At 64.7% G+C, this 26,837-nt stretch carries 28 protein-coding genes, 1 tRNA gene and 1 riboswitch; of the genes, 11 read left to right on the top strand and 18 right to left on the bottom strand.

All coding sequences use genetic code 11. The annotated features are described in order from the left end of the window. Positions 1-11: 11 nt before the first annotated feature. Positions 12-1,739 (bottom strand): methyl-accepting chemotaxis protein, encoded by a 1,728-nt coding sequence (locus HGR_RS18020; protein WP_006299327.1) that lies wholly within the window; start codon positions 1,737-1,739, stop codon positions 12-14. A gap of 218 nt (positions 1,740-1,957) precedes the next feature. On the opposite strand from HGR_RS18020, the gene HGR_RS15575 reads away from it, so the two are divergent. From HGR_RS15575 to HGR_RS15600, 6 genes are all read left to right on the top strand, one after another. Continuing rightward, positions 1,958-2,815, top strand: coding sequence for a 3',5'-nucleoside bisphosphate phosphatase (locus HGR_RS15575; RefSeq protein WP_006299328.1), 858 nt, complete (start codon positions 1,958-1,960; stop codon positions 2,813-2,815). A gap of 12 nt (positions 2,816-2,827) precedes the next feature. Then, on the top strand, positions 2,828-3,760 hold the full coding sequence (locus HGR_RS15580; RefSeq protein ID WP_138922568.1) for a DMT family transporter: 933 nt from the start codon (positions 2,828-2,830) through the stop codon (positions 3,758-3,760). 74 nt (positions 3,761-3,834) lie between these two features. Further along, positions 3,835-4,458, top strand: a complete 624-nt coding sequence (locus HGR_RS15585; RefSeq protein WP_006299330.1) for an L-threonylcarbamoyladenylate synthase — start codon at positions 3,835-3,837, stop codon at positions 4,456-4,458. 442 nt (positions 4,459-4,900) lie between these two features. Continuing rightward, positions 4,901-5,581 carry a site-2 protease family protein gene (locus tag HGR_RS15590; protein ID WP_006299331.1) on the top strand — a complete coding sequence of 227 codons (681 nt, stop codon included), beginning with the start codon at positions 4,901-4,903 and terminating at the stop codon, positions 5,579-5,581. A gap of 34 nt (positions 5,582-5,615) precedes the next feature. Further along, positions 5,616-6,911 (top strand): tryptophan--tRNA ligase, encoded by a 1,296-nt coding sequence (locus HGR_RS15595; RefSeq protein ID WP_006299332.1) that lies wholly within the window; start codon positions 5,616-5,618, stop codon positions 6,909-6,911. A 106-nt stretch (positions 6,912-7,017) separates the two neighbouring features. Continuing rightward, a tRNA-Ser gene (locus HGR_RS15600) sits at positions 7,018-7,107 on the top strand. Between the two features lie 153 nt (positions 7,108-7,260). On the opposite strand, the gene HGR_RS15605 is transcribed toward HGR_RS15600, so the two are convergent. The 8 genes from HGR_RS15605 to HGR_RS15640 all read right to left on the bottom strand — a co-directional run bounded on the left by HGR_RS15605 (position 7,261) and on the right by HGR_RS15640 (position 15,399). Next, positions 7,261-9,027 (bottom strand): methyl-accepting chemotaxis protein, encoded by a 1,767-nt coding sequence (locus HGR_RS15605; RefSeq protein ID WP_006299333.1) that lies wholly within the window; start codon positions 9,025-9,027, stop codon positions 7,261-7,263. 123 nt (positions 9,028-9,150) lie between these two features. Beyond that, positions 9,151-9,249, bottom strand: a riboswitch (cyclic di-GMP riboswitch). A gap of 83 nt (positions 9,250-9,332) precedes the next feature. Next, the gene (locus tag HGR_RS15610; protein WP_050797484.1) at positions 9,333-9,875 is read right to left on the bottom strand and encodes a ClpXP protease specificity-enhancing factor; all 543 of its coding nucleotides are present in this window, start codon (positions 9,873-9,875) and stop codon (positions 9,333-9,335) included. Between the two features lie 22 nt (positions 9,876-9,897). Continuing rightward, positions 9,898-10,509: a glutathione S-transferase N-terminal domain-containing protein gene (locus HGR_RS15615; RefSeq protein ID WP_006299335.1), complete on the bottom strand. Its 612-nt coding sequence runs from the start codon at positions 10,507-10,509 to the stop codon at positions 9,898-9,900. Positions 10,510-10,644: 135 nt separating this feature from the next. Next, the gene (locus HGR_RS15620) at positions 10,645-11,400 is read right to left on the bottom strand and encodes a cytochrome c1 (RefSeq protein WP_006299336.1); all 756 of its coding nucleotides are present in this window, start codon (positions 11,398-11,400) and stop codon (positions 10,645-10,647) included. 17 nt (positions 11,401-11,417) lie between these two features. Beyond that, positions 11,418-12,836, bottom strand: a complete 1,419-nt coding sequence (locus HGR_RS15625) for a cytochrome b (protein ID WP_138922569.1) — start codon at positions 12,834-12,836, stop codon at positions 11,418-11,420. A 16-nt stretch (positions 12,837-12,852) separates the two neighbouring features. Then, positions 12,853-13,461 (bottom strand): ubiquinol-cytochrome c reductase iron-sulfur subunit, encoded by a 609-nt coding sequence (gene petA / locus HGR_RS15630; protein WP_006299338.1) that lies wholly within the window; start codon positions 13,459-13,461, stop codon positions 12,853-12,855. Positions 13,462-13,543: 82 nt separating this feature from the next. Next, positions 13,544-14,605 (bottom strand): 4-hydroxythreonine-4-phosphate dehydrogenase PdxA, encoded by a 1,062-nt coding sequence (gene pdxA, locus HGR_RS15635; protein ID WP_006299339.1) that lies wholly within the window; start codon positions 14,603-14,605, stop codon positions 13,544-13,546. Positions 14,606-14,622: 17 nt separating this feature from the next. Continuing rightward, a complete protein-coding gene (locus HGR_RS15640; protein WP_006299340.1) occupies positions 14,623-15,399 on the bottom strand; it encodes a Nif3-like dinuclear metal center hexameric protein in 777 nt (258 codons plus the stop codon). A 181-nt stretch (positions 15,400-15,580) separates the two neighbouring features. Between HGR_RS15640 and HGR_RS15645 the strand changes: the two genes are divergently transcribed. The 4 genes from HGR_RS15645 to HGR_RS15660 all read left to right on the top strand — a co-directional run bounded on the left by HGR_RS15645 (position 15,581) and on the right by HGR_RS15660 (position 19,351). Next, a complete protein-coding gene (locus tag HGR_RS15645; RefSeq protein WP_050797485.1) occupies positions 15,581-16,456 on the top strand; it encodes a methionine ABC transporter ATP-binding protein in 876 nt (291 codons plus the stop codon). Positions 16,457-16,486: 30 nt separating this feature from the next. Next, positions 16,487-17,149, top strand: coding sequence for a methionine ABC transporter permease (locus HGR_RS15650; RefSeq protein WP_006299342.1), 663 nt, complete (start codon positions 16,487-16,489; stop codon positions 17,147-17,149). 41 nt (positions 17,150-17,190) lie between these two features. Further along, positions 17,191-18,015 carry a MetQ/NlpA family ABC transporter substrate-binding protein gene (locus HGR_RS15655; protein WP_006299343.1) on the top strand — a complete coding sequence of 275 codons (825 nt, stop codon included), beginning with the start codon at positions 17,191-17,193 and terminating at the stop codon, positions 18,013-18,015. 181 nt (positions 18,016-18,196) lie between these two features. After that, entirely contained in the window at positions 18,197-19,351 is a 1,155-nt protein-coding gene (locus HGR_RS15660) for a S1C family serine protease (protein ID WP_006299345.1), read from the top strand. 28 nt (positions 19,352-19,379) lie between these two features. Here the strand turns inward: HGR_RS15660 and tatC are convergent, their stop codons facing one another. From tatC to hisF, 7 genes are all read right to left on the bottom strand, one after another. Next, positions 19,380-20,174, bottom strand: a complete 795-nt coding sequence (gene tatC / locus HGR_RS15665; RefSeq protein WP_039853834.1) for a twin-arginine translocase subunit TatC — start codon at positions 20,172-20,174, stop codon at positions 19,380-19,382. A gap of 85 nt (positions 20,175-20,259) precedes the next feature. Next, a complete protein-coding gene (tatB, locus tag HGR_RS15670) occupies positions 20,260-20,769 on the bottom strand; it encodes a Sec-independent protein translocase protein TatB (protein WP_006299349.1) in 510 nt (169 codons plus the stop codon). A 46-nt stretch (positions 20,770-20,815) separates the two neighbouring features. Then, entirely contained in the window at positions 20,816-21,058 is a 243-nt protein-coding gene (gene tatA / locus HGR_RS15675) for a Sec-independent protein translocase subunit TatA (RefSeq protein WP_006299351.1), read from the bottom strand. A gap of 97 nt (positions 21,059-21,155) precedes the next feature. Continuing rightward, positions 21,156-21,515, bottom strand: a complete 360-nt coding sequence (locus HGR_RS15680; protein WP_006299353.1) for a histidine triad nucleotide-binding protein — start codon at positions 21,513-21,515, stop codon at positions 21,156-21,158. A 27-nt stretch (positions 21,516-21,542) separates the two neighbouring features. Continuing rightward, positions 21,543-21,956, bottom strand: coding sequence for a phosphoribosyl-ATP diphosphatase (locus HGR_RS15685; protein WP_081463570.1), 414 nt, complete (start codon positions 21,954-21,956; stop codon positions 21,543-21,545). Between the two features lie 2 nt (positions 21,957-21,958). Continuing rightward, positions 21,959-22,390, bottom strand: coding sequence for a phosphoribosyl-AMP cyclohydrolase (hisI, locus tag HGR_RS15690; RefSeq protein WP_006299357.1), 432 nt, complete (start codon positions 22,388-22,390; stop codon positions 21,959-21,961). Beyond that, on the bottom strand, positions 22,387-23,208 hold the full coding sequence (gene hisF, locus HGR_RS15695) for an imidazole glycerol phosphate synthase subunit HisF (protein ID WP_006299359.1): 822 nt from the start codon (positions 23,206-23,208) through the stop codon (positions 22,387-22,389). Before hisF ends, hisI begins: the two co-directional genes overlap by 4 nt. A gap of 32 nt (positions 23,209-23,240) precedes the next feature. Between hisF and HGR_RS15700 the strand changes: the two genes are divergently transcribed. Then, on the top strand, positions 23,241-25,082 hold the full coding sequence (locus HGR_RS15700; protein WP_006299360.1) for an ABC transporter ATP-binding protein: 1,842 nt from the start codon (positions 23,241-23,243) through the stop codon (positions 25,080-25,082). A gap of 45 nt (positions 25,083-25,127) precedes the next feature. Here HGR_RS15700 and HGR_RS15705 read toward each other — a convergent pair whose 3' ends face one another. Further along, positions 25,128-25,985 (bottom strand): D-hexose-6-phosphate mutarotase, encoded by an 858-nt coding sequence (locus HGR_RS15705; RefSeq protein WP_237701429.1) that lies wholly within the window; start codon positions 25,983-25,985, stop codon positions 25,128-25,130. A gap of 11 nt (positions 25,986-25,996) precedes the next feature. Next, positions 25,997-26,737 (bottom strand): 1-(5-phosphoribosyl)-5-[(5-phosphoribosylamino)methylideneamino]imidazole-4-carboxamide isomerase, encoded by a 741-nt coding sequence (gene hisA / locus HGR_RS15710; protein WP_006299362.1) that lies wholly within the window; start codon positions 26,735-26,737, stop codon positions 25,997-25,999. Positions 26,738-26,837: the final 100 nt, after the last annotated feature.

Raw genomic sequence — 26,837 nt, forward strand, 5'->3', positions numbered from 1 at the left:
CCGCGTCCAACTCAGAACAGGCCCCAGCCGTCTTTGTCTTCCGATGCTGCTGCAGTGCTGTTGCCCAATTGACGGGGCGCGGAGGTGCGCGCCGTCTTCAGGGGTGCGGCGGCGGCGGGCCGTGCCTTGGGGGCCGAGCGCGGCGCGGCTTGAGGCGCCGACGCAGCGGGAGCTCCCGCCAGGGCCTGCTGCTGGACCTTGAACACAGCAACCACTTCCGACAAGCGACGGGCCTGATCCCGCAGGGACGACGCCGCCGCGCTGGACTCCTCGACCAGGGCCGCGTTCTGCTGGGTGACTTGATCCAGGTTGGTCACCGCCTGATTGACCTGCTTGATGCCATCGCGCTGCTCGGCGGCGGCGGCAGTAATTTCGCCGATCAAGTCGGAGACGCGCTTGACGCCGGACACGATCTCTTCCATGCCCTTGCCCGCCTGGGCCACCTGGATCGAGCCCATCTGCACCGCGTCCACCGAGTTGCCGATCAGGCCCTTGATCTCCTTGGCGGCTTCGGCACTGCGCTGCGCGAGGCTGCGCACCTCGCCCGCGACCACCGCGAAGCCTCGGCCCTGCTCACCCGCCCGAGCCGCCTCCACCGCCGCGTTGAGCGCCAAGATGTTGGTCTGGAAGGCGATGCCGTCGATCACGCCGATGATGTCGTTGATCTTGGTGGACGCATCGGTGATCAGCTTCATGCTCTCGATCACTTGCTGCACCACGTTGCCGCCCTCCTGGGCCGATTGCGCCGCCTTGGAAGCCAACTGGTTGGCCTGGGTGGCGGTGTCGGCCGACTGCCCCACGGTCGAGGTGAACTCTTCCAGGCTGGCGGCAGTTTCTTCCAGATTGGCGGCCATCTGCTCGGTGCGTGCCGAGAGATCGGTGTTGCCACTGGCAATCTCACCCGAGGCCGAGCTCACGGCCTCGACGCTGGAGCGGACTTCGGTGATCACACCGCGCAGGCGCTCAACCATGGAGGCGGTCGCGCGCAAGAGATTGCCGAATTCGTCGGTGCGCCGGACGATGACCGTGACCGTCAGATCTCCGCTGGCGATCGCCTCCGTCACCTTGACCGCGTGGGCCAGCGGCTTGGTGATGGCACTGATCAGGTACATGGCGAGGAGGATGCCGAGGATGAAGATCACCGCCGCGCAGGCGAAAGCGATGACCAGCAACCGGGTCTGCGCGGCTGCGGCCTCGGCCACGGCGGCATCGCGGTTCTTCTCCTGGATTTCGACGAATTTGTTGATCGCACCGATGTAGACCGTCGCTCGCGGCTTGTATTCTTTCTCCACAAAGGCCTGGCGCGTGGCCATGTCGACGCCCTGGTTGATCATTTCGGTGATCTTGGGCGTCTGGCCGCGAACTTCCGCGCGGGCGGCGACCACCGCCTCCAGGGCGGCCTTTTCCTCCGGTGAGGTGGCTTCCTGGGTGATCTTCTCCTGCACCGGGTTCAGGCTGGCGGTGATGGCCGCCACCTTCTCGCTCAGCTGCTGGGCCAGGGCCGGGTCGGTGGACACCATGCGGCTCATGGACATGTCCATGGCGTGTGCCGCGCGGTCGCGCCAGTGCGTTGCGGTGGTGATGCGCCCCTCGGTTGTGCGCACTTGCTGCAGCGCGGAGTCGGCCACATCCTCAAAACGCAGCAGCGTCACCACCGATAGCGTCAGCAGGGACAGCATCAATAGCAGCACTGTGGCCCACAGTTTTTGGGCCACGCGCAGGTCGTCGAAGAATTTCATGAGCTTTGCTCTCTTTGGTGAAAGTTATTTCTTTATTAAAAGGGATTGAGGGCACCTATCAAAAGACACCGTTGGCACCGCTTCACGAACGCAAGCGGTCTCACAGCGTGGCATTTCATCCCTTTGCCTCTGTCTCCTATGTTTTCGACGCGCCGCGTGAAATCTGTAACTCAACCCTGACACCGACCGGACGCAGCCAGCCCTCTAGAATCCAGACCATGGCCTCCTATCTGAATGCCGACCTTCATTGCCATTCCGTGGCGTCTGACGGCACCCTGACGCCTGAGGCCCTGGCCCAGCGGGCGAAATTGGCGGGGGTCGAGCTGTGGGCGCTCACCGACCACGATGAGGTGAGCGGACAGCAACGCGCCATGGCCGCGGCTCGTTCGCAGGGACTGCCTTACCTCACGGGGGTGGAAATCTCCATCACGTTCGCTGGCCAGACCGTGCACATCGTCGGCTTGGGCTTTGATGCCGCTGACACCCTGCTGGTCGAAGGCCTGCGCCAGACGCGCGGTGGGCGTGGTGAGCGAGCACGTGAAATGAGCGAGCAACTCGCGCAAGCCGGCATCCCTGGGGCTTACGAAGGGGCGCTCAAGTACGTGGGCAATCCGGAACTGATCTCACGCACCCATTTCGCCCGCTATCTGGTGGAAGCGGGCGTCTGCAGCGATACGAACGAGGTGTTCCGCCGCTTTTTGACGGAAGGCAAACCCGGTTACATCCCGCACCGCTGGGCCACACTGGGTGACGCCGTGACTTGGATCACCCGCGCGGGCGGCCTGGCCGTGATCGCGCACCCGGCCCGCTACAAGTTCACACCCAATGAGGAATACGCCCTGTTTTCGGAGTTCAAGCACCACGGGGGCTTGGGTGTCGAGGTCGTGACTGGAAGCCATCTGCCCAGCGAGTACGTCAAATACGCCGAGATGGCCATGGAATTCGGCCTGGCGGCTTCACGCGGCAGTGACTTTCACAGCCCCGACGAGTCCCGCATCGACCTGGGCGCCCTGCCTTACCTGCCCGGCCAGCTCACCCCCGTCTGGGAACTGCTGTCCGAACGCATCCACCACTGATTCACGCCTTTCATGACTTCTCTTCTTGCCCGCCGCAACACCGGCGGCGGCATGTTGCTCGCTCTGGCCGCGCTGGCCTGCTTCGCGACGCTGGACACCTCCGCCAAGATCGTCGCGCTCACCCTGCCAGTGCTGCTGGGGCTGTGGTTCCGCTACATCTTCCAGGCCGTGCTGACCACGGTGGTCATGCTCCCGCAGCGGGGCAGCGCCATCTTCCATACGCGGCGCCCTGGCCTGCATGCGCTGCGCGGGGCCTTGCTCGCGGTGACCAGCCTGCTGACCTTTCTCAGCGTGAAGTACATGCCCGTGGGAGAGTTCACCGCCATCGCCATGATCGCGCCGCTGGTGGTCACCCTGCTGGCAGCCACGCTCCTGGGTGAACATGTCTCGCGCCTGCGCTGGACCTTGGTGGCCGGAGGCTTCATCGGCACGCTCATCATCATCCGGCCCGGCGGCGAGCTGTTCGGCTGGCATGTACTCTTGCCCTTGGCCCAGGTAGGCACGCATTCGGCCTTCCAACTCCTGACCGGCAAGATGGTGCAAACCGAGGATGCCGTCACGATGCACTTCTACACCGGCTGGGTGGGCGCGCTCCTGGCCTCACTGGCCCTGCCCTTCATCTGGATCACACCGCAGACATTGCCGCAGTGGAGCGCGCTGATCCTCATGGGTCTCACGGGCACCATCGGCCATTTCGCGCTGATCCAGGCCTATCGGCGCGCACCCGCGTCCTCGCTGATGCCCTTGATGTACGTGCAAATCGCCTTCGCCATGTTCGCGGGCTGGCTCGTCTTCGGCCATTTGGCCGATGGCTGGGGCTTGCTGGGCATGCTGCTGATCGCCAGCTGTGGCGCCGCCAGCGCTTGGCTGGCCTTGCGCGTGAAAGCCGCCGAGCGAGCCAAGGACTTCCAAAACAGCGCGCTGCGCGAGCCGATGGAAGTCTGAGAGCGTTACCTCATTCTCCCTGTCCCTCACTCAGCTATCCACAACGCCTTTCTCACGGCAGCACTTGACCCGCCATGGCCCAGTTCTTTGAACTTCATCCCGACAACCCGCAGCAGCGCCTGCTCAAGCAGGCCGTGGCCCTGCTCGCGTCGGGGCAGGTGCTGGCCGTGCCCACCGATTCCTGCTACGCCCTGGTCTGCCACCTGGACGACAAGGCCGCCGCCGAGCGCCTGCGCGCGATCCGGCGCATCGACGACAAACACCACCTGACGTTGCTGTGTCGCGACCTGTCGGAATTGGCGAACTACGCGCGGGTCGACAACCGCCAGTACCGTCTGCTCAAGGCCGCGACGCCGGGGCCCTGGGCCTTCATCCTGGAAGCCAGCAAGGAAGTGCCGCGCCGCCTGAGCCACCCGGCACGCAAGACCATCGGCCTGCGGGTGCCGGACCACAAGGTGCTGCAGGAATTGCTGGCGCTGCACGGTGCGCCCTTGCTGGCGACCACACTGATCCCCGCCGGCGAGACCGAGCCGCTGAACGACGCCGAGGAAATACGCTCGCGTTACCAGCACGATCTGGCGGCCGTGATCGACGCTGGCGCCTGCCCACTGGAGCCGACGACGGTGATCGACCTCACCGGCGACGAACCCGAAATCATCCGGCGCGGGCGGGGGGATCCGGCGGTGCTGGGGTTGTGAACCTCACCTTGCTGGCCTGCTTGGTGCTTGGTGCTTGGTGCTTGGTGCTTGGTGCTTGGTGCTTGGTGGTTCAGGGTTGACGGTTAACGGTTCGCTGTGGACTCTCCCCGCGAGGCACGGGCGGGCAACCGTCCGCCTCATGAGATTTGCTGCGCAAATCAAAATCGGCGGCGCGGTCACCCGCCCGCACCGCGCTGGAATCGATGGGCGCTCGCACAAAGCACCCGCACTGGCACAGACACAACCGACCAGGCCTGTGGCAGGCGCGCGGGGCAGGGAATCCCGACGATTTGGATTTGCGCAGCAAATCCCATGAGGAGCGGTTCCCTGCCCCACGCGCCTGCCACCCCAGCCGAAGCCCGAGACGTGACATCCCCATCACAGCAAGGCAGGCCTCCAACCCCGCAGAACCCAGCCCTTACGGGAATGCGACAATCCCCCCGTGGATTTCAATAACCTCATTCAAACCGTCCTCATCTACGCCCTGCCCGTGATCTTCGCCATCACGGTCCACGAAGCGGCCCACGGCTACGCGGCCAAGCGCTTCGGCGATGACACCGCCTGGATGCTCGGCCGCATGACGTTCAACCCGCTCAAGCACATCGACCCCCTGGGCACCCTGCTGATGCCCGTGTTGATTTACTTCGCGACATCGGGTGCCTTCGTCTTCGGCTACGCCAAGCCCGTGCCGGTGCGCTTCGACCGTCTGCGCCACCCCAAGCGGGACATGGTCTGGGTGGCCTTGGCGGGGCCTGGCGCGAACCTATTGCAAGCCCTGCTCTGGGCCGTGTTGCTGTTCGTGCTCATCGCCCTGGGCTTGAACATGGAAGCCAGCGAACGCTTCTTCCTCGAAATGTGCCGTGCGGGGGTCTTGGTCAACGTGGTGATGTTCGCTTTCAACCTCTTCCCGTTGCCACCGCTGGATGGCGGACGGGTGCTGGTAGGCCTGCTGCCCAACAAACCCGCTTATTGGCTGGCCCGCCTCGAGCCCTGGGGCTTCTTCATCGTGCTGGGCCTGGTCATCCTGGGCGTGGTGAGCAACTACTGGATGCAGCCCGTGATGCGCCTGACCTACAGTCTGCTGGACCTGCTGCTAACGCCGGTCACCTACCTGTTGCGCTAACCGTTGTGCGCTAACTCCTGACGACACCTGCGACATGAGCAAAGAGACCCTGCGCGTCCTCACCGGCATCACCACCTCGGGCACGCCCCACCTGGGCAACTACGTCGGCGCCATCCGCCCCACCGTCATCGCCAGCCGCACGGCGGGCATGGAGGGCTACTACTTCCTGGCTGACTACCACGCACTGATCAAGACCGGCGGCGACCCGGCCCGCGTGCAGCGCAGCACGCTGGAAATCGCCGCGACCTGGATCGCGGCCGGCCTGGACCCGGAGCGCGTGACCTTCTATCGGCAAAGCGACATCCCTGAAATTCCGGAGCTGACCTGGTTCCTCACCTGCGTCTGCGGCAAGGGCTTGCTCAACCGCGCGCACGCCTACAAGGCCGCGGTGGACAAGAACCGCGCCGCGGGGTTGACAGAAGATGAAGACGCCGGCGTCTCCGCCGGCCTCTTCATGTACCCGGTACTGATGGCCGCGGACATCCTGATGTTCAACGCCCACCGGGTGCCCGTGGGGCGTGACCAGATCCAGCACATCGAAATGGCACGCGACATCGCCGCCAGCTTCAACCACCTCTACGGCGAGCACTTCACCCTGCCCGAAGCGCAGATCGAAGAAACCGTGGCCACGCTGCCTGGCCTGGACGGGCGCAAGATGAGCAAGAGCTACGACAACACGATTCCGCTGTTCACGCCGCGCGAGCAGTTGAAGAAGCTCATTGCCGGCATCAAGACCGATTCCCGCGCGCCCGGTGAACCCAAGGACACTGAAGGCTCGGCCCTGTTCCAGATCTACGAAGCCTTCGCCACGCCCGAGGAAACAGCGCAACTGCGCCGGGCCTACGCCGAGGGCATCGCCTGGGGCCAGGCCAAGGAACTGCTGTTTGAACGCATCGACCGCGAAATCGCGCCCATGCGCGAGACCTACCAGGCCCTGATCGACCACCCCGAGCGGCTGGAAGAGATGCTCAAGGCCGGCGCCGCCAAAGCGCGCCGCATCGCCACACCGTTCACGGCCAAGCTGCGGCACGCCGTGGGGCTGCGCGACCTGCGCACGCAAGCCACGGGCAAGAAAGACAAGGCGGCCAAATCCGCGCTGCCCAGCTTCAAGCAATACCGCGAGGCGGACGGCCAGTTCTACTTCAAGTTCGTCGACGCCCAGGGCCAGTTGCTGCTGCAAAGCGCGGGCTATGCCAGCCCCAAGGACGCGGGCGCGGCCATCAAGGCCCTGCAGGCCGACGACGCGGCACTCGCTCAACTGCCCGTGCCGACCGATGCCGAGGCCCTGCGCGCAGCCCTGCGGCTGCTGCGCGAGGCCGCTGAGGCATAAGGGAAGAAACGAAGTACGCAAGGTAGTCGCCCCGGGCCCCGGACGCGGCGAAAAAGCCGGTGCGGTGCTGCTACAATCCGGCGCTTCGACACATGCGTCAAAAGCCGGAGAGGTGGCAGAGTGGTCGAATGTACCTGACTCGAAATCAGGCGTAGGCGCAAGCCTACCGTGGGTTCGAATCCCACCCTCTCCGCCATTCGCAAACGCAGCCCAGGCCTCTGACTTCAGAGGCCTTTGCGTTTTCTAGGTCCGCCGCAAGCAAAAAACCCGGTGCTGCCCGTCTTCACGGGTGTCCACCGGGCCTTAACGGGCTGCGCCGTGTTGGGAAAGCGCCTCAGCGGCACTCAGTTCAGAACACGCCCCACTCGCCGTCGTCGTCCTTGCCGTTCGCCGACACCGGCAGAGACTTGGATTTAGCGGTCGTGGCCAGCGTGGAGGTCAGGCGTGGGGGAGTGGTCGCCGGGCGCGGCGACAACGGCTTGCGCTGAGCCGCCAAGGCCGGCGCGGGAGCCGAGATGGGCGCGGCGGCTGACACGGGGCGCTTGATCTGCGCAGCCACCGACGATGCACCCGCCCCCACATTGAAGACCGCCATCACTTGGGCCAGGCGCAGGGCCTGGTCACGCAAGGCCGATGCGGCCGCCGCTGACTCTTCCACCAAGGACGCGTTCTGCTGCGTCATTTGGTCCAGATTGCTGATGGCCTGATTGACTTGATTGATGCCGTCGCGTTGTTCCGTCGCAGAACTGGTGATCTCGCCGATCAGGTCCGACACCCGCTTCACGTTGGTGACGATCTCGTCCATGGCTGCACCGGCTTGCTCAACCTGCGTCGAGCCCGCTGCGACGGTCGCCACCGAGGCGCCGATCAGGCCCTTGATTTCCTTGGCCGCGTCCGCGCTGCGTCCCGCCAGGCTGCGCACCTCGCTGGCCACCACGGCAAAACCACGGCCTTGCTCACCAGCGCGCGCGGCCTCGACCGCAGCGTTCAGGGCCAGGATGTTGGTTTGGAAGGCGATGCCGTCGATGACGCTGATGATGTCGTTGATCTTCTTGGACGACTCGCTGATCTGCTGCATGCTCTGGACCACCTGCCCCATCACTTCACCGCCACGAACGGCGGAGTCGGCGGCGGATGTCACCAATTGGTTTGCCTGCCGCGCCGTGTCGGCGGATTGGGCAACCGTGCTGGTCAGCTGCTCGATGCTGGCGGCGGTTTCTTCCAGATTGGCGGCGGTCTGCTCGGTGCGCGCGGACAGATCCTGGTTACCGCTGGCGATTTCGTCCGAAGCGTTGGACACCGATTCGACGCCGTTGCGCACCTTGGAAACCAGTTGACGCAGGCGCTCGTTCATATCGGCCAGGGCCTGCAGCAGCAGGCCAAACTCGTCCTTGCGGCTGGTCTGAAGGGTCTGGGTTAGGTCGCCTTCCGCGATGGCCTGTGCAACGCTGACCGCGCTGTCCAAGGGCTTGGTGACGGACAACACCAACCAACGGATCAGCCCCACGCTCAAAGCCAGCACGACCAGCACACTCACACCGCTGATCACAAGCAACCGCCGGTGCTGTGCTTCCATTTCCGCCTTGGCCTCGTCCCGCTGGGCCTCCTGCTCGCTGACGTACTTGCCGATGGTCGCCAGGTAAGTCGCCTGGGTGGGCCGGTACTGACTTTCGACGAAAGCGAGCAAACCAGCTTGGTCTTGCGCATCCTCGAATTTCTTCATCTGATCGCGGTTGGCCAGCACGGTGACGCGCAGCTTGCCAATCTCGGCCAGGACGGCCTTGTCCCGGTCGGAGCGGGCGCTCTTGGCAATTTGCTCCTGAACTGGCGAGATGCGCTTGCTGAGTTCAATGGAGCGCGCCTCAAAGTCGGCGCGCAAGGCGGCGTCGGTGACCTTGGCTCGACTCAGGGTCATGGCGGTGGCCAGTTCGGCCAGCCCCTGCCAACGCACCGCCGTCGCGATCGCGGACTCGTAGTGCGCCACCACCTCGGAAGCACGGTCAGTGGCGGAGCGCAGCGCGATCTGCCCCCAGATCCCGACCACCACGATCAAGGTCAGCAGACCCATGATGATCAGCCAGAGCTTTTGCGACACGCGCAAATTATTGATATTCATTCAGCTACCCCTAGGCGCCGAGGATGGGCGCATCAACTCACTCCATCGTGGAACGATGGGCTTCACAAAGTAGACACCTGGGGAAATAGGGAAGAACACCGCTCTCTCGCGGAAGTTCCCTGAGACAGCGGCCCCACGATCTTGGCGGCTCGCGGTCCGCGAGCTACTTTAGACTGGAAGCTTTGCGACCCCGGCTTTCGCTCGGGTGTGCCTTTGTGTGATCCGCATTCTAGTCTGTGCACGGCCTTGACTGAGACCGACCGCATGCGAGAAAGCCGCCCGCCGTGACGCGGGCGCCACAAGCGCTACTTCACTCGCTTGAGCGCTGGCCGACCACTCACAGGCGATACGGGAGGCCGCGGAGGTTCCGGGTCACCCTCCTCGTCTTGAACGGCGTCGGCATCAGGCGCGAGGCTCAGAATTGCGCCTGCAGCCGGCACGGTCTCTCCGGACACAGAGTCAGAGCCTGTGCCATTTTCTTCATGCGCCTCGCCATCGGGCGCAGACTCCAAGGGGAAAGCCATGCCCTGGCCATTTTCCCGAGCGTAGATTGCCATGACCTGGCGGATGGGCACCAGGATGTCTCGCCCCACCCCCGCGAAACGGGCTTTGAACTCGATGTACTCATTGCCGATCTGGAGGGCGTTTGTGGCATCCATGCTGATGTTCAGCACGATTTCCCCGTCCTTCACGTACTCGCGCGGTACACGCACGCTGTCATCGACCCGCACCGCCACGTAAGGCGTCAAGCCGTTGTCGGCACACCATTCATAGAGGGCCCGGATCAAGTAAGGACGGGTGGACGTGGCCTGAGGTGGCTGAGTTCCCGTCGTCGTGCTCTGGCTCATCTTGCGTGTTCCCGCGACACGCTTACTTGCGCATCACCTTCTCGGAAGGCGTCAGGGCCTCGATGTAGGCCGGACGCGAAAAGATGCGCTCAGCGTACTTGAGCAGGGGTGCGGCATTCTTGGACAAGTCGATGCCGTAGTAATCCAGACGCCAAAGCAGCGGGGCGATCGCCACGTCCAGCATGGAGAAGTTATCGCCGAGCATGTACTTGTTCTTCAAGAACACGGGCGCCAACTGCGTCAGGCGGTCGCGGATGTGGCCACGGGCCTTTTCCAGCGCCTTCTCGTTGTTCTTGGTCGCGCGATTTTCGAGCGTGGACACGTGAACGAACAGCTCCTTCTCGAAGTTCAGCAGGAACAGGCGCACACGGGCACGGTCCACCGGGTCACCCGGCATGAGCTGCGGATGGGGAAAGCGCTCGTCGATGTACTCGTTGATGATGTTGGACTCGTACAGGATCAAGTCACGCTCGACCAGGATGGGCACCTGGCCGTAGGGATTCATGACATTGATGTCCTCGGGCTTGTTGTAGAGGTCCACATCACGGATTTCGAAATCCATGCCCTTCTCGAACAACACGAAACGGCAGCGGTGGGAGAAGGGGCAGGTCGTGCCCGAGTACAGCACCATCATGTGGGTTGGCTCCTGGGAGGATGGGGAAAAGAAGGAAATTCAGAAACGAAAAGAGTGGGTTGCATTATCGCAAACCCACTCATCAAAAAGCAAATTTCGCACCAAATTGGTGCGAAATTTGTTCAATCAAACAGCTTACTTGACGTCTTTCCAGTACGCCGCGTTCAGACGCCAGGCGAGGACAGTGAAGCCCAGCAGGAAGATCAGAACCCACACACCGATGCGCACACGGGTGTTTTGCGCAGGTTCGCCCATCCACTGCAGGAAGTTCACCAGATCGCCAACGGCCTGGTCATATTGAAGCGGTGTCAAGGTGCCGGGCGTGACTTGCTGCCAGCCCTTGAACACATGCACTTCATGACCATGCTCTTCGCGCGTCTCATAGACAGGGGCGCGCTTGCCTTGCAGTTCCCACAGCACGTGGGGCATGGCGACGCTGGGGAAGGCGAGATTGTTCCAGCCCGTCGCCTTGCTGGCATCGGGATAGAAGGTACGCAAGAAGGTGTAGAGATAGTCCGCACCCGTGCCGCCATGGCCCGCACGCGAGCGGGCGATCAGCGTCAGGTCAGGCGGGTTTGCGCCGAACCAGTCCTTGGCCTGCTTCGGGTCGATGGCCGACTTCATCAGGTCACCCACCTTGTCACTGGTGAACAGCAGGTTGTCCTTGATCTGCTCGCTCGTGAAACCGATGTCCTGCAAGCGGTTGTAGCGCATGAAGGCGGCCGAATGGCAGTTCAGGCAATAGTTCACGAACAGGCGGGCGCCGTTCTGCAACGACACCGTATCGCTGGTGTTCACGGGGGCCTTGTCCCAGGCGATGCCGCCTTCGGCGGCCAGGGCGCCCGCGCTCAAGGCAAAGAACGTGGAGAGGGCAAGAATCAGTTTTTTCATGTTGTTGCTCCGTCTGCTCAATGCGCCTCGAAGGTCACGCGGCTGGGCACCGGCTTGGGCTCACCCAGGCGGCTCCACCACGGCATCAGCAGGAAGAAGCCGAAATAGAACAGGGTGCCGACCTGGGACACGCGCTCACCGATCGGAGACGGCGGCTGCACACCCAGATAACCCAGGATCAGGAAGACGATCACGAACAGGCCGTAGAGGTACTTGTGCCAGCTCGGACGGTAACGGATGGACTTGACTGGGCTGTTGTCCAGCCAGGGCAGGAAGAACAGGATGATCACCGCGCCGCCCATCACCACCACGCCCCAGAACTTGGCGTCGATCCCCAGCATCAAGGCGATGCCGACGAGGGCGCCCACCGCCACCGCACCTTTGCCCTTGGTGCCCAAGTTGCCCTTGACGATGGCCAACACGGCGGCCAGCGCCACGATCAGCACCAGCGCGTACATCATCTCGGTCGTGATGGCACGCAGCATGGAGTAGAAGGGCGTGAAGTACCAAACTGGAGCAATGTGCGCCGGGGTCTTGAGCGGGTCGGCCGGAATGAAGTTGTTGTACTCCAGGAAGTAGCCGCCGAACTCGGGCGCGAAGAACACGATGGCAGAGAACACCATCAGGAACACGCTCACGCCCATGATGTCGTGCACCGTGTAGTACGGATGGAAGGGGATGCCGTCGGCAGGCGCATCCTTGGACCAACGGTTACCCTTGGGGCCCTTCTTGATTTCAACGCCGTCCGGGTTGTTGGAACCCACGTCGTGCAGCGCCAGCAAATGCGCCACGATCAGACCCAGCAGCACCAGGGGCACGGCGATCACGTGGAAGCTGAAGAAGCGGTTCAGTGTCGCATCGCCCACCACGTAGTCACCGCGAATCAGCAGGGCCAGATCCGGTCCGATGAAGGGAATGGCGGAGAACAGGTTCACGATCACCTGCGCGCCCCAGTAGGACATCTGGCCCCAGGGCAGCAGATAACCCATGAACGCCTCGGCCATCAGCACCAGAAAGATGGCGCAGCCGAAGACCCAGACCAGTTCACGCGGCTTGCGGTAACTGCCGTAGATCAAACCACGGAACATGTGCAGGTACACCACGACGAAGAAGGCCGAGGCGCCCGTGCTGTGCATGTAGCGCACCAGCCAGCCCCAGGGCACGTCGCGCATGATGTATTCCACCGAGCCGAAGGCCAAGGCTGCGTCGGGCTTGTAGTGCATCACCAGGAAGATGCCGGTGACGATCTGGATCACCAGCACCAGCATGGCCAGCGAGCCGAAGAAATACCAGAAGTTGAAGTTCTTCGGAGCGTAGTACTCCGACATGTGGACGCGGTAGGCGTCGAAGGCGGTCGGGAACCGGTTCTCGAACCAGTTCAGCACCTTGGCGCCAGCGGGCGCGTCGGCGGGGAGTTCCTTGAATTCAGCCATGATGTTCTTCTTCCTACCTTTAGGCCTTGTCTTCGCCGATCAGCAGCTTGCTGTCGGACAGGTACATGTGCGGCGGGACTTCCAGGTTGTCGGGGGCCGGCTTGTTCTTGAACACACGGCCCGCCATGTCGAAGGTGGAACCGTGGCAGGGGCAGAGGAAACCACCGGGCCAGTTGTCGGGCAGCGAGGGCTGGGCGCCAGGCGTGAACTTGTCCGACGGCGAGCAACCCAGATGGGAGCAAATGCCCACGCCCACAAACAACTCGGGCTTGATGGAACGGTGGCGATTCTTGGCGTACTCGGGGGTCGGGTAGGCCTTGCGATCGGAGTTCGGATCGGCCAGCTGGTCCTCGTCCTTTTCAAGCGTCGCCAGTTGCTCCGGCGTGCGCTTCATGATCCACACCGGTTTGCCGCGCCATTCGACCGTGACTTTCTCACCCGGCTTGAGGGCGGAAATGTCCACCTCAACGGCGGCACCCGCGGCCTTGGCACGCTCGGACGGCTGGAAAGTGCTGACGAACGGGACGAGCGTGGCCACGCCCCCCACGGCACCCGCAGCGCCCGTGGCGATCAGCCACGTCCGTTTGCTCGGGTCCATCTGACTCTGATCGGCAAGCGTGTCGCTCATGGTTTCCTCAATCAAATCTACCGGGGTTGAAATCGTGCCGACCCACGATGGCCGGACTTTTAGCAGGGGGATTCTAGCCGACTCAACGTGCCGCCAAACGCTGGGCCGCCCTCACTGCCGCGATCAGGCTGGACGCATCCGCCTCACCTCGCCCGGCGATGTCAAAGGCGGTGCCATGGTCCGGACTGGTGCGCAGCAGCGGCAAGCCCAGCGTGACATTCACCCCCTGCTCCACGCCCAGGTACTTGACCGGGATGAGCCCTTGGTCGTGGTACATCGCCACCACCACGTCGAATTCGCCCGTGTGGCCTGGCGCGTGACGCGCGCGCATGAACACGGTGTCCGGGGCGTAGGGCCCGCGCGCGTCGATGCCTTCTGCCCGAGCCTGCTCGAGCGCGGGCGCGATCACCTCGATTTCCTCACGCCCAAACCGCCCGCCCTCCCCCGCATGCGGGTTCAGACCAGCCACGCCGATGCGCGGCGCGCGACCCAGCAAGGGGCGCAGGGCCGCATCGGTGATCCGCAAGGTCTGCAGGACGTTGTCGGGGGTGACGGCGTCGATGGCCTCCCGCAAGGAAAGGTGGATGCTGACCAAGACCGTGCGCAACTCCTCATTGGCCAGCATCATGCGAACCGGCATGTCCGCCACCGACACGCCACGATGAGCAGCGGCCTCGGCCTGCAGCAACTCGGTGTGGCCGGGATAACGGTCCCAGGGCGGGCCGGCGGCAGCCAATGCCTCCTTGTGCAAAGGCGCCGTCACCAGCCCCGCGATCTCCTCGCGCAGGGCCGCACGCGCGGCCCAGACCACGCACTCGCCCGCCAGCCGCCCGGCCGCAGCGCTGATGTGGCCGGGCGGCGCAGCCTCCAAGCCGCCCTGCAAGGCGGCGACAGGCAACACCGGCAGATGGTGAGCCGGCACCGTGAGCGCCTGCGCGGGATGACTGATTTGCACCAGGGTCGGCCGTTGTGCCGCTGGCGCCCTGACTTTGTCGCGCAGCCACCCCGCCGCACGGTGCAGCACCGCAGGATCGCCCACCACAAAGCAACCGCGCAGCAGCTCGGGCGCTTGCCAGGCCGCCTTCAAAATGATTTCCGGGCCAATGCCCGCGGCGTCGCCCAGGGTGATGGCGAAAGGTTTCATGCGAAGGCCGCCCTGGTTCAGGCGGGGTTGTCGATGTCGATGAATTCGTGCGCCAAGCCTAGCTGCGCCGCGACATGGGCAGCGACGGCGGGCGCGCCGTCGCGCTCGGTGGCGTGGTGACCGCAAGCCAGGTAGGCCACGCCGCATTCGCGCGCGTAGTGAGCCTGAGGCTCGGAAATCTCTCCCGTGATGTAGGCGTCGGCGCCAGCCGCGATCGCGGCCTCGAAATAGCCCTGGGCGCCCCCGGTGCACCAGGCAATCTTGCGCAGATTCCGCCGGCCGCCGTCCACGAGCGTCACCCGACGGCCGGAGCCGGGAGTCTGGCCCAGACGCTGCGCGACATGGTCAGCCAACACATGGGCGTCGGCGTAGAGGTTGCCATCGGCACGCTCACCCAGCCAGCCCAACAAGCCCTCACCAAACGTCGCTTGTCCACGCAACCCCAGACGGGCGCCCAATTGGGCGTTGTTGCCCAACTCAGGGTGCGCGTCCAAGGGCAGGTGGTAGGCGTAGAGATTGATGTCGTGCGCCAGCAGCAAGCGCAGCCGCTGCTTCATCCAGCCCGTGACACGGCCGTCTTGGCCGCGCCAGAACAGACCATGGTGGACGAAGATGGCGTCGGCTTGGGCCTCGATCGCCGCCTCGATCAGCGCCCGACTGGCCGTGACGCCCGATACGATTTTTCGGATGGTGGGTTTGCCTTCGACCTGCAAGCCGTTGGGGCCGTAATCCTTGAAGCGCTCGGGCTGAAGGAGCGCGTCGAAACTCTGGAGCAAGGTCTCGCGGGAAGTCATGCGTGCGATTGTGCTTCATCCCTTAGAGACCACACCGCCTGGGCCTGCCCGGCCATAGAACCACCGGGCATGACGATATGACGAAAATTTGTTTCTCTTGAGCGCCCGGACCGGGCACACTTTCGCCTCGATTCCACGAGCCCCGTGTCACAAGCGTCGGGGCTCTTGCTTTTTGTTCGCCATGCATGCCCCTCTTCCAGTGACTCCGGCCGCGTCGGAGCCTGTTCCGCTGATCCGGCTTGAGGCCGTCAGCAAGACCTTCACCCTGCCGGACGGCGGACGTTTCCCAGCGGTGCAATCCGTCACGCTCGACATCGCCGCGGGCCAGGTATTGGGCCTGATCGGCCGCAGCGGCGCGGGCAAGTCCACCCTGCTGCGACTCATCAACCTGCTGGAACGCCCGGATGCCGGACGGGTGCTGGTGGACGGCCGCGACTTGGTCACCCTGCCCAAACGCGAGCTGCGCGCGACGCGCCAGCACCTGGGCATGATCTTCCAGCAGTTCAACCTGCTGCAGAACGCCACCGTGTTCGACAACGTGGCCTTCCCGCTGCGCCTGCACCCGGGGCCCGAGGGCAAGCGCAGCAAAGCCGAGATCGACACACGCGTGCGTGAATGCCTGGCTCTGGTGGGCCTCGGCGACAAGCTGCAGGCCTATCCGGCACAGCTCTCGGGCGGGCAGAAGCAGCGCGTGGCCATCGCCCGCGCGCTGGCGCCTCGGCCCCAGGTGCTGCTCTGCGACGAGCCCACCTCGGCCCTGGACGCCGAAACCACCCGCTCGGTGCTGCAGACCTTGCGCGAGATCAACCAGAAGCTGGGCGTGACCCTCGTGATCGTCACGCATGAACTCGCCGTCGTGCAGGCGCTGTGCGACCGCGCTGCGGTGGTCGAAGGTGGCCGCGTGGTCGAGCAGTTCGCCGTGGCGGACCTCGACACGCCGCGCCTCAGCGCCCTGGGCCAGGAACTGGCGCAGGAACAGGGCAAGACCAGGGTGCTCGCGGAACACGCCGCGCGCACAGCCGCCGCGTCCCCGACTTCCGTGAATCCAGCCCTGTGAACCCCGCCCCGTGACGAGCACCGCCTGACCATGTCCGACAACCTCCTCGAACTCCTGCCCGAACTCTGGCTCGCCACCGGCCAGACCTTGCTGATGCTGGGCATCGGCCTCTCGGCCGCACTCCTGCTGGGTGGCCCGCTGGGCGTGCTGCTGTTCCTGCTGGGCCCTGGCCAATCGCTGCAGAACCGGCCGGCCTATCTGGTGCTGAGCTGGGTCGTCAACACCGTGCGCTCCTTCCCATTCATCATCCTGCTGGTGGCCCTGGTGCCGTTCACGCGCATCGTCGCCGGCACCTCGATCGGCCCGCTGGCCGCCGCGGTGCCGCTGTCGGTCGCGGCCATCCCCTACTTCGCGCGCTTGGTCGAGCAGAGCATCCGCGAGGTGCCACGCGGCGTGATCGAGGCCGCGCACGCCATGGGCGCTTCGGAGCTGCAGATCGTCTGGCGCGTGCTGGTGCTGGAGGCCCGATCCGGCCTGGTGCTGGCGCTGACCGTGCTGGCCGTGAGCTTTCTGTCCTACTCGGCCGTGGCCGGCGTGGTGGGCGGCGGCGGCATCGGCGACCTGGCCATCCGCTACGGCTACTACCGTTTCCAGACCGACGTGATGCTGCTGACCATCACCCTGCTCGTCGTGCTGGTCCAGATCATCCAGTTCGGCGGCAGCGCGATCGCGCAGCGGCTGGACAAACGTTGAACTCCTTTTCTCCACCCTGACTTTTCTCAAGGAAGCTTTCCATGTCGAACATGCGCCGCCAATTCCTGCGCGCCGGTACCTCCCTGCTCGCCACCCTGGCCACGGCCCTCACCTTGAATGCGCAAGCCGCCGACCCGGCCAAGAGCAGCCTCACCCTGGGCGCGACCGCAGGCTACAACTACGACGTGCTGAAGAAAGCCATCGTGCCTCAACTCGAACAGCAGGGTTACAAGGTCAAGCTGGTCGAGTTCAACGACTATGTGCAGCCCAACCTCGCGCTGGCGCAAGGCGCGCTGGACGCCAACCTGTTCCAGCACATCACCTACCTCAACCGCTTCAAGACCGACCAGAAGCTGGACCTGATCGATCTGGCGCAGAGCACCACGGCACCCATGGGCATCTACTCGGACAGCCGCAAGAGCCTGGCCGATCTGAAGGAGGGTGACCGCGTTTCCCTGCCCAATGACCCGAGCAACCTGGCCCGCGCGCTGCAGTTGCTGGTGCAGCAAAACCTGATCACCGTGAAGGCGGACGTGGACCCGCTGCGCGTGAGCGAACGCGACGTTCAAAACAACCCGAAGAAACTGAAGTTCGTGCCCATCGAAGCCGCCCAACTGCCGCGCACCCTGGGCGACGTCGCCGTGGCCATCGTGCCGGGCAACTTCGCCACCTCGGCGGGGCTGAAGTTCACCAGCGCACTGGCCCTGGAAAAGCCCCCCGTGCAATACCAACAAGTGGTCGCCGTGAAGAAGGGTGACGAGGCCAAGCCCTGGGCCAAGGACCTGGCCGCCGCCTTCAAGTCGCCTTTCTTCAAGCAGGTGCTGAACAAGGAATTCCCGGGCTATACGTATCCGGCTGGGCTGTAATACGGAACGGGGCGCCAGGCGCAGGCGCCGAAGTTGCACGAGCTTGCCGGACCGGGGCAGGGGAACCCGACGATTTGGATTTGCGCAGTAAATCCCATGAGAAGCGGTCCCCTGCCCCAGTCCGGCAAGCGCCTACGATGAAAGCAACCGTGCAACTGCCGCGCCCCTACAATTTGCAGCCATGAAACGCTATTGGCTGCTGTTCTCGCAAACCGTCACCGTCCTGCTGGCGATCTGGTTCATCGTCGCCACGCTCAAACCCGGCTGGCTGCTGTCTTCTGGACAAGCCGCACCTACCGTGGCGCTCTTCCAAGCACCCTCGGACCGCTCCGCGGGCGGCCCTCCCGGCAGCTTCCGGCTCGCGGCCCAGAAGGCCTCCGCCGCCGTGGTGAGCATCAACACCAGCAAGGCGCCCAAGCGCGGCCAATCGGGCAGCGCCTTGAACAACGACCCTTGGTTTCGCTTTTTCTTCGGTGACCAGGACAGCGAACCGCAGGTGGGTCTTGGCAGCGGCGTGATCGTCAGCGAGAGCGGCTACATCCTCACCAACAACCACGTGATCGAGGGCGCCGATGAAATCGACGTCATCCTCAACGACAGTCGGCACGCCCGTGCACGCGTGATCGGTTCGGACCCCGACAGTGACTTGGCCGTGCTCAAGATCGAGTTGGACAAGCTGCCAGTCATCGTGCTGGGCAATTCGGATGCACTGCAGGTCGGCGACCCGGTGCTGGCCATCGGCAATCCCTTTGGTGTCGGCCAGACCGTGACCAGCGGCATCGTCAGCGCGCTGGGGCGCAACCAGCTCGGCATCAATACCTTCGAGAACTTCATCCAGACCGACGCGGCCATCAACCCGGGCAATTCTGGCGGCGCCCTGGTCGATGCCAGCGGCAACCTGCTGGGCATCAACACGGCCATCTATTCGCGTTCGGGCGGCAACATGGGCATCGGCTTCGCTATTCCCGTGGCGACCGCCCAGCAAGTGCTGGAAAGCATCGTGCGCGATGGCCAGGTCACGCGCGGCTGGATCGGGGTGGAGCCCAGCGACCTGACGGCCGAGTTGGCCGAAACCTTCGGGGTCAAGACCGAAGAGGGCGTGATCATCACCGGGGTGCTGCAGAACGGCCCGGCGGCACAGGCCGGTATCCGCCCCGGGGATGTCATCACCCGCGTGGGCGGTCAGCCGGTGCGCAACGTCTCCGAGCTGCTGACGCGGGTCGCCGCGCTCAAGCCGGGACAGGCCGCCCCCTTCGCGGTGCAACGGCAGAACCAGGCGCTGGACATCAACATCACGCCAGGCGTGCGCCCTACCCCCCGCAGGATGCAGGAGTAATCCGAATCAAGCCGGCTGCTCAGCCGGTTTATTCGGCCTGCGCGTCAGGGGTTTCTTCCGGCGCCTTGGTGTGCCGGATGAATATCCGGGCTGCGATGATGCCCACTTCATAGAGCAGGCACATGGGAATGGCCAGCGCCAACTGGGACACCACGTCCGGCGGCGTCACGATGGCGGCGATCACAAAAGCAAGCACGACGAAATAGCCGCGGAAAGCCTGGAGCTTCTCAATGCTGACGATGCCCAGGCGCGCGAGCACGATCACCGCGATCGGTACCTCGAAGGCCAGCCCAAAGGCCAGGAACATGGTCAACACGAAACTGAGATAAGCCTCGATGTCCGGTGCGGCCGTGATGCTCTTGGGCGCGAAGCTCTGAATGAAGGCGAACACCTTGCCGAACACGAAGAAGTAGCAGAAGGCCACGCCGGTCAGGAACAGCACGGTGCTGCTGATCACCAGGGGCAGGATCAGCTTTTTCTCGTGGTTGTACAAACCCGGCGCGACGAAAGCCCAGATTTGGTAGAGCAGCACGGGCAAGGCCAGCAGGAACGCGGCCATCAGCAAGATCTTCAGCGGCACCATGAAGGGCGAAATGACCGAGGTGGCGATCAAGGTCGTCCCCTGTGGCAAATGGGCCACGAGGGGAGCAGCCAGGAGGTCGTACAGCTCGGCAGGGCCCGGGTACAGGGCCAGAGCCAGGATGGCGATGCCCATCGCGATCACGCTCTTGAGCAGCCGGTCGCGCAGCTCCATCAGGTGCTGGACGAAGGGCTGCTCGGTGCCCGCCAGTTCATCGTCCTTTTTGTCGTCGGAATCAGCCATGCGTTCAGCGCTGCGCCCCATGCCCCGGTGAGGGAGGAACGCGCTTGTTTAGAGGGATGAAGAACAAAAGGGACAAAAGAGAAACTCAGCCCAGCTGGCGCGGCCGCCTCGCCGTGCCGACAGCGCCCGGCGGGCGGTGCCGCGCCACCCGAGCCGCGCCCGACAGCGCCTTGGTGCGCACGCCCTGACGGGCCTTGTACCAGGCGGGAACGCTGCCCCGCTTGAGTCGCCAGTTCTTGCCTGGGTGCTTGTACTCGGGGTAGCTGACGAGTTCGGACATCACGCCATCGGACGATTCGTAGCTCGACGTCAACTCCGAAGCCGTGGCCGACCACTCCCGCTCGACTCCGGACGTGGCGCTGTGGATGGAACTCTCGACGTCGCGGGCCGCGCCCTCGACGGTGCCCTTCATCTTGCGCAACTCTTCCAGCTCCATGGAGCGGTTGACTTCGGCCTTGACGTCGGACACGTAACGCTGCGCCTTGCCCAGCAAGGTCCCGACGGTGCGAGCGACGCGCGGCAGCTTCTCCGGCCCGATGACGATCAAGGCCACCGCGCCGATCAGCGCCAGCTTGGACAGGCCGAGGTCGATCATGGCTGCAGCACCACCGTCTCAGGACGCGGATCGCGCGAAGGGCGTGTCACGACTTTTGCTTGGCTTCGACGTCGATGGTCTTCTTGTCGACGGCGGCGCTCGCGACCTGCTGCGGCTGGGGCGCGGGAGCGGCCGGCTTGTCGTCGCTGGAACCGTCGCGCATGCCATCCTTGAAGCCCTTGACGGCGCTACCCAGGTCACTGCCCAGGTTCTTGAGCTTCTTGGTGCCGAACACCATGACCACGATCAACAGCACGATCAGCCAGTGCCAGATGGAAAAGGAACCCATATCTCTTACTCCTAAAAAACCCGGAATCAGGGCGCAGATTCTAGGGCTTGTTTGTCAAGCCCAGGTAACTGGCCCGCCCTTCATTCCCCTCAAGGCCTCAGCCTTTGAGCCAGGGACGCGGCCCGCCAATCACGTGCAGGTGCAGGTGGTGCACATCCTGCCCGCCATCGGCGCCGGTGTTGACCATGATGCGAAAGCCCCCCTCCGGATACGGACGGCAACCTTGCTCCAGCGCCAGCTTCGGGGCCAAGGTCATCATCTTCCCCATCAGTGCAGCGTGCTCCGGCCCGATCTGCGCCATCGACACAATGTGTTGCTTGGGAATGATCAAGAAATGCACCGGCGCCCAGGGCTGGATGTCGTGGAAGGCCAGGATGTCACCATCCTCGTGGACCTTTTTCGAGGGAATCTGCCCTGCAACAATCTTGCAGAAGATGCAGTTCGGGTCGTGGCTCATGCCGTCTCCTGTGGGTGGTCTGAAAAATCAGGGTTGTTGCTTGTCAGCGGCTTCCGTCGCGCTGCGCGCTTGCGCCTTGCGCAGGGCTTTTTCCTCGAGGCCGCTCATGCCCTCGCGACGTTCCAGCTCGGCGATCACGTCGGCGGGCGTCAAACCGTAGTGGGCCAGGGCGATCAGGCTGTGGAACCAAAGGTCCGCCATCTCGTAAAGCACCTTCTGGCGGGCGGCTTCGACCCCGGATCCGCCGGCCGCCAGGGCGTGGTCGGCGTCCTTGGCCGCCATCACCACTTCGGTGGCTTCCTCGCCCACCTTCTTCAGGAAGGCGTCCGGCCCCTTGTGCAGCAGGCGCGCGACGTAGCTTTTCTCGGGATCGCCGCCTTGTTCGGGCCTGCGGCTGTCGATGACCGCCGCCAGGCGCATCAGGGCATCGTGGGTGTTCATGCTCATTTGTAGATCGACGCCGGGTCCTTCAGCACGGGTTCCACCGTGTGCCAGGCCCCGTTTTCGTAACGCTGGAAAAAGCAGCTGTGCCGCCCGGTGTGACAGGCAATGCCGGGTTCACCATGGGCGTGCCCCTGCTGGGTCACCTTGAGCAACACCACGTCGTTGTCGCAATCCAGCCGGATTTCATGCACGGTCTGCACATGGCCGGATTCCTCGCCCTTGAACCAGAGCTTGCCGCGCGAGCGGCTGTAGTAGACGGCTTGCCCCAGCTCAGCGGTCTTGTGCAGGGCCTCGCGGTTCATCCAGGCGAACATCAGCACATCGTTGCTGCCCTGCTCTTGAGCGATCACCGGCACCAGGCCCTGGGCGTCCCATTTCACTTCATCCAGCCAAGCCGAGACGGAGACCGAAGGCGTCACGGGGGCGCTCATGCCAGCACCTCCTGCGTGGACTCAAGGCGCACCGGGATGCCCGCCGCCGCCATCGCTGCCTTGGCCTGAGCGATGGTGTAGGTGCCGTAATGGAAGATGCTGGCGGCGAGCACGGCATCCGCCCCGCCCTTTTTCACGCCCTCGACCAGGTGGTCCAGTGTGCCCACGCCGCCGGAGGCAATCACCGGCACGCTCACCGCATCGCTGACCGCGCGCGTAAGCGCCAGGTCGAAACCGCTCTGGGTGCCGTCGCGGTCCATGCTGGTCAGCAGAATCTCGCCCGCGCCAAACTCGGCCATCTGGCGCGCCCAGGCCAGGGCATCCAGGCCAGTGTTCTTGCGCCCGCCATGGCTGTAAACGTCCCAGCCGGGGCCGATGGCACGGCCGTCGACCAGGCGCTGGGCATCCGCCTCGGAGCGCCGCTTCGCGTCAATCGCGACCACGATGCACTGGGCGCCGTACTTCTCGGAGGCATCACGGATGACCTGCGGGTTGGCGATCGCGGCGGAATTGAAGCTGGTCTTGTCCGCGCCCGCGTTGAGCAGGCGACGCACGTCTTCCACCGTGCGCACGCCCCCCCCGACGGTGAGCGGGATGAAGACCTGCGAGGCCACGGCCTCGATCATGTGCAGGATCAGGTCGCGCCCGTCACTGGTGGCGGTGATGTCCAGGAAAGTGAGTTCGTCCGCGCCCTGCTCGTTGTAGCGCGCGGCGATCTCCACCGGGTCGCCCGCGTCGCGCAGCTCGACGAAGTTCACGCCCTTGACGACGCGCCCGCCCGTGACGTCCAGGCAGGGGATGATGCGTTTGGCTAACATGCCGGGGATTGTAGGCGGGCGCCATTGCACACATGACCAGCGTAGACGTCGCGGACACCCCGCCATCTTCTTTCTTGCACTACCGTCAGTTCCATCGGGGCACGATCCCCCGGCATGCACTGACTTTTCTGTTCACGCTGCTGTGGACGCGGTTTCGCTGGCGCGTGCTGGCGCTGACCGCCACCAGCGTCGCCGGCATCGGACTGATGGCGCTGGAACCGTTGTTCCTGCGCGATCTGGTCGAGGCTCTGACGCGCTTCCAGCCCGGCCAGGACATCCCCTGGCCCAGCGATATCTGGCTGCCTTTCGCCCTGGTCGCCGGGGCTTGGCTGCTGTCCGCGGGCTTCAACCGGCTGCGCGAATGGGTGGACTTGCACACCACGCCGTCGCTGCGCATGGAGGTGCAGACCTGCCTCTTCTCTTATCTGATGGAGCACGCGCCCGCTTATTTCCAGGACAACTTCGCGGGTCGGCTGGCGCAGAAAGTCAAGCAGGCGGGCCAGGCCGCCGCCAACCTGCTCGGCATCCTGTTCAACGAAATCACCCGCCTCATCGTGGCCATCGCCGTGGGCGTGGCCATCGTGGCGCCCCAGGCCTCGATCTTCCTGTGGGTGTTGCTGGGCTGGACGGTGGCTTACCTGGCCCTGTCGATCCTGCTCGCGCGGCGCTGTCTGGGCCTGTCGCGCGCCCTGTCCGAGGAGGTCTCGCGCTCCACCGGGGTGATGGTGGACACCCTCGGCAACGCAGAAATCGTGCGCGGTTTCGCGCGCGGAGCGCACGAATGCCTGCGCCAGGCCGATGCCGTGCTGCGGGAAGCCGACGCGTCCCGCCGGCTGCGCCGTTTCCTGATCCTGATGTGGCTGCTGATGTTCAACGCCCTGCTGGCCTTCCAGATCAGCTTCATCGCGCTGGCCATCGACCAGGTGGTGTCCGGCACGATGCGGGTGGGCGACATGGTGATGATTTTTTCGCTGGCGGCCATCCTGAGCAACAACGTCTGGAACCTCTGCGCCCGCTTCACCGACCTGTTCGAGAACCTGGGCATCATCGACGCCTCGCTGGAAACGCTGAACGTGCCTCACGCGATCGCGGACCTGCCGGGTGCGCCGGACCTGAAGGTCCCGCGAGGCGGTATCACTTTCGAAGGCGTCACCTTCCGGCACGGTGACGGTACCCCGGTCTTCACCGGGCTGGGCCTGGTCATCCGGCCGGGCGAGAAGGTCGGGCTGGTCGGCCCCTCGGGCTCCGGCAAAAGCACCTTGATTCGCCTGCTGCGGCGCCAGTACGAAGTACAGGCCGGCCGCATCCTGATCGACAACCAGGACATCGCCCAGATCACGCTGGGCTCCTTGAACCGCGCCATCGCCGAAGTGCCTCAGGACCCCGGCCTCTTCCACCGAACCATCGGCGAGAACATCCACTACGCCCGGCCCGAAGCCAGCTGGGACGAGGTGCTGCGGGCCGCGCGCCAGGCGCATTGCGATGGCTTCATCCGCCGCCGACCGAACGGGTACGACGCCGTCGTGGGCGAACGCGGGGTGCTGCTGTCCGGTGGAGAGCGCCAGCGCGTGGCCATCGCGCGCGCCTTCCTGAAGCAGGCGCGCATCCTGCTATTGGACGAGGCGACCAGCGCGCTGGACTCCGAGACCGAACACGCCATCCGCGATGCCCTGTGGAAGCTGTTCGAAGGCCGCACGGTGATCGCGATTGCACACCGCTTGTCCACCGTGAGCCGCATGGACCGCATTGTGTACATGGAGGGCGGTCAGATCCGCGAGGAGGGATCGCACGAGGCGCTGCTGGCCCGAGGCGGCGCCTACGCCCGGCTCTGGGCTCGGCAGGTGGATGGGTTCATCGCGGACGAGGAGGATTGACGGTCCACGCGCTTGCGCTGCCGTGTACCGCGGCATGACCGCGGATCACCGCGCCAGGACGGTGGACCGCTGCCAACCCTGCCAGGTGCCGCCAGGCGGCACGGTGACGGGCGTCAGCACCTGCGCTGCTTCCACGCAGAGAAAGTGCCGGTAAGCGTCATCGGTCAAGTCCGGGATGGCCTTGCCCGCGCCAGGATTCCACACCACGGTGTGCCCCCAGCTGGCGCTTTGCGCGATGGTGACGCGCGCGGCACCGTCTTTCAGTGTCAGCGGCCGGGAAGCAGCTTGGTAGACGCGGTCGAATTCCTCGGTGAAACACAGCGGCTCGGCACCCTGGCTGTGCACGTCACGCACCGAGTCCCACTCGGCCTGCCCGCCCAGGCCCTCAAGCTGGGTCTGGGCAATGTCGTCGACCGCGAAATAGGTGTGCAAGGCACCACTGAAACTCAGCGGCTGGGTGTCGGTGTTGTGCAGGTCCAGCGTCAGTTGCAATTCGCTGGGACGCAGCAGCAGGGTCAAACGCGCCTCGAAGGCCTGGGGCCAGTAAGCGCGCGTCGCGGCACCGTCCTGGAGCAGCAACGTCAAGCTCAGCGCGTCGGCGGGCGTTCTGACGGCTCCCTCGACCGCCCAGGGCAGGTTGCGCACAAAGCCATGCTTGGGCAGCGGCCCCCGCATATTGAACTGGGGGAAGCACACCGGCACACCGCCGCGGATCGCCGCTTGCCCATCCAGCACAGACTTGGGGCTGAGGTACAGGCGCTCTTGCCCGCCCGCCACCCAGGACACCAGGTGCGCGCCGTGCCTGAGCACGCGCAGGTGGTCGCCATTGGGCAGGCGCAGCAGCAGGGACGGCAGGCCGTGGAAGGACTCCTCGGACAGGCCCGAGGCCATGGACTGAGACATGGGCTTCACGCTCAGCCGTTGAGTTCGTCGGCGCGCCGCTGGGCCGCTTCGAAATCGAGGTCGCCGCTGTAGATGGCGCGGCCGCAAATCACGCCCTCGACGCCTTCGTCCTCGACCGCGCAAAGTTGCTCGATGTCGGACAGGCCCTTCAAGCCCCCCGAGGCGATGACGGGGATGGTCAGCGCCTGGGCCAAGCGCACGGTGGCATCGATGTTGATGCCGGTGAGCATGCCGTCGCGCCCGATGTCGGTGTAGATGATGGATTCGACGCCGTAATCCTGGAACTTGCGCCCCAGGTCCACGACCTCGTGCCGGGTCAGCTTGCTCCAACCGTCCGTCGCCACTTTGCCGTCCTTGGCATCCAGGCCCACGATGATGTGGCCCCCGAAGGCGGTGCAAGCGTCTTGCAAGAAACCGGGGTTCTTCACGGCGGCCGTGCCGATGATGACGTAGCGCAGACCGGCGTCCAGGTAGCGCTCGATGGTGTCCAGATCTCGGATGCCGCCGCCGAGTTGCACGTCCACCTCGCCGCCGACCTCCTTCAGGATGCCGCGGATGGCCAACTCGTTCTTGGGGCTGCCGGCGAAGGCACCGTTCAGGTCCACCAGGTGCAGGCGACGCGCGCCGGCGTCCACCCACTTGCGGGCCATCTGGACCGGGTCCTCACCAAAGGTGGTGGATTGGTCCATGTCGCCCTGCTTGAGGCGCACACAATGACCGTCTTTCAAATCGATCGCGGGAATGAGGAGCATGACGCAGCGGCAGATGCAGGTAAGGATGCAGGTGCAGTGGTGCTGAAGGACAGGAGAAAAAGGGAAACAGGGGAAAAGGGAATCAGGCTACGGAATCAGG

This window comes from Hylemonella gracilis ATCC 19624 (assembly GCF_000211835.1).
GTDB classification, from domain to species: domain Bacteria; phylum Pseudomonadota; class Gammaproteobacteria; order Burkholderiales; family Burkholderiaceae_C; genus Hylemonella; species Hylemonella gracilis.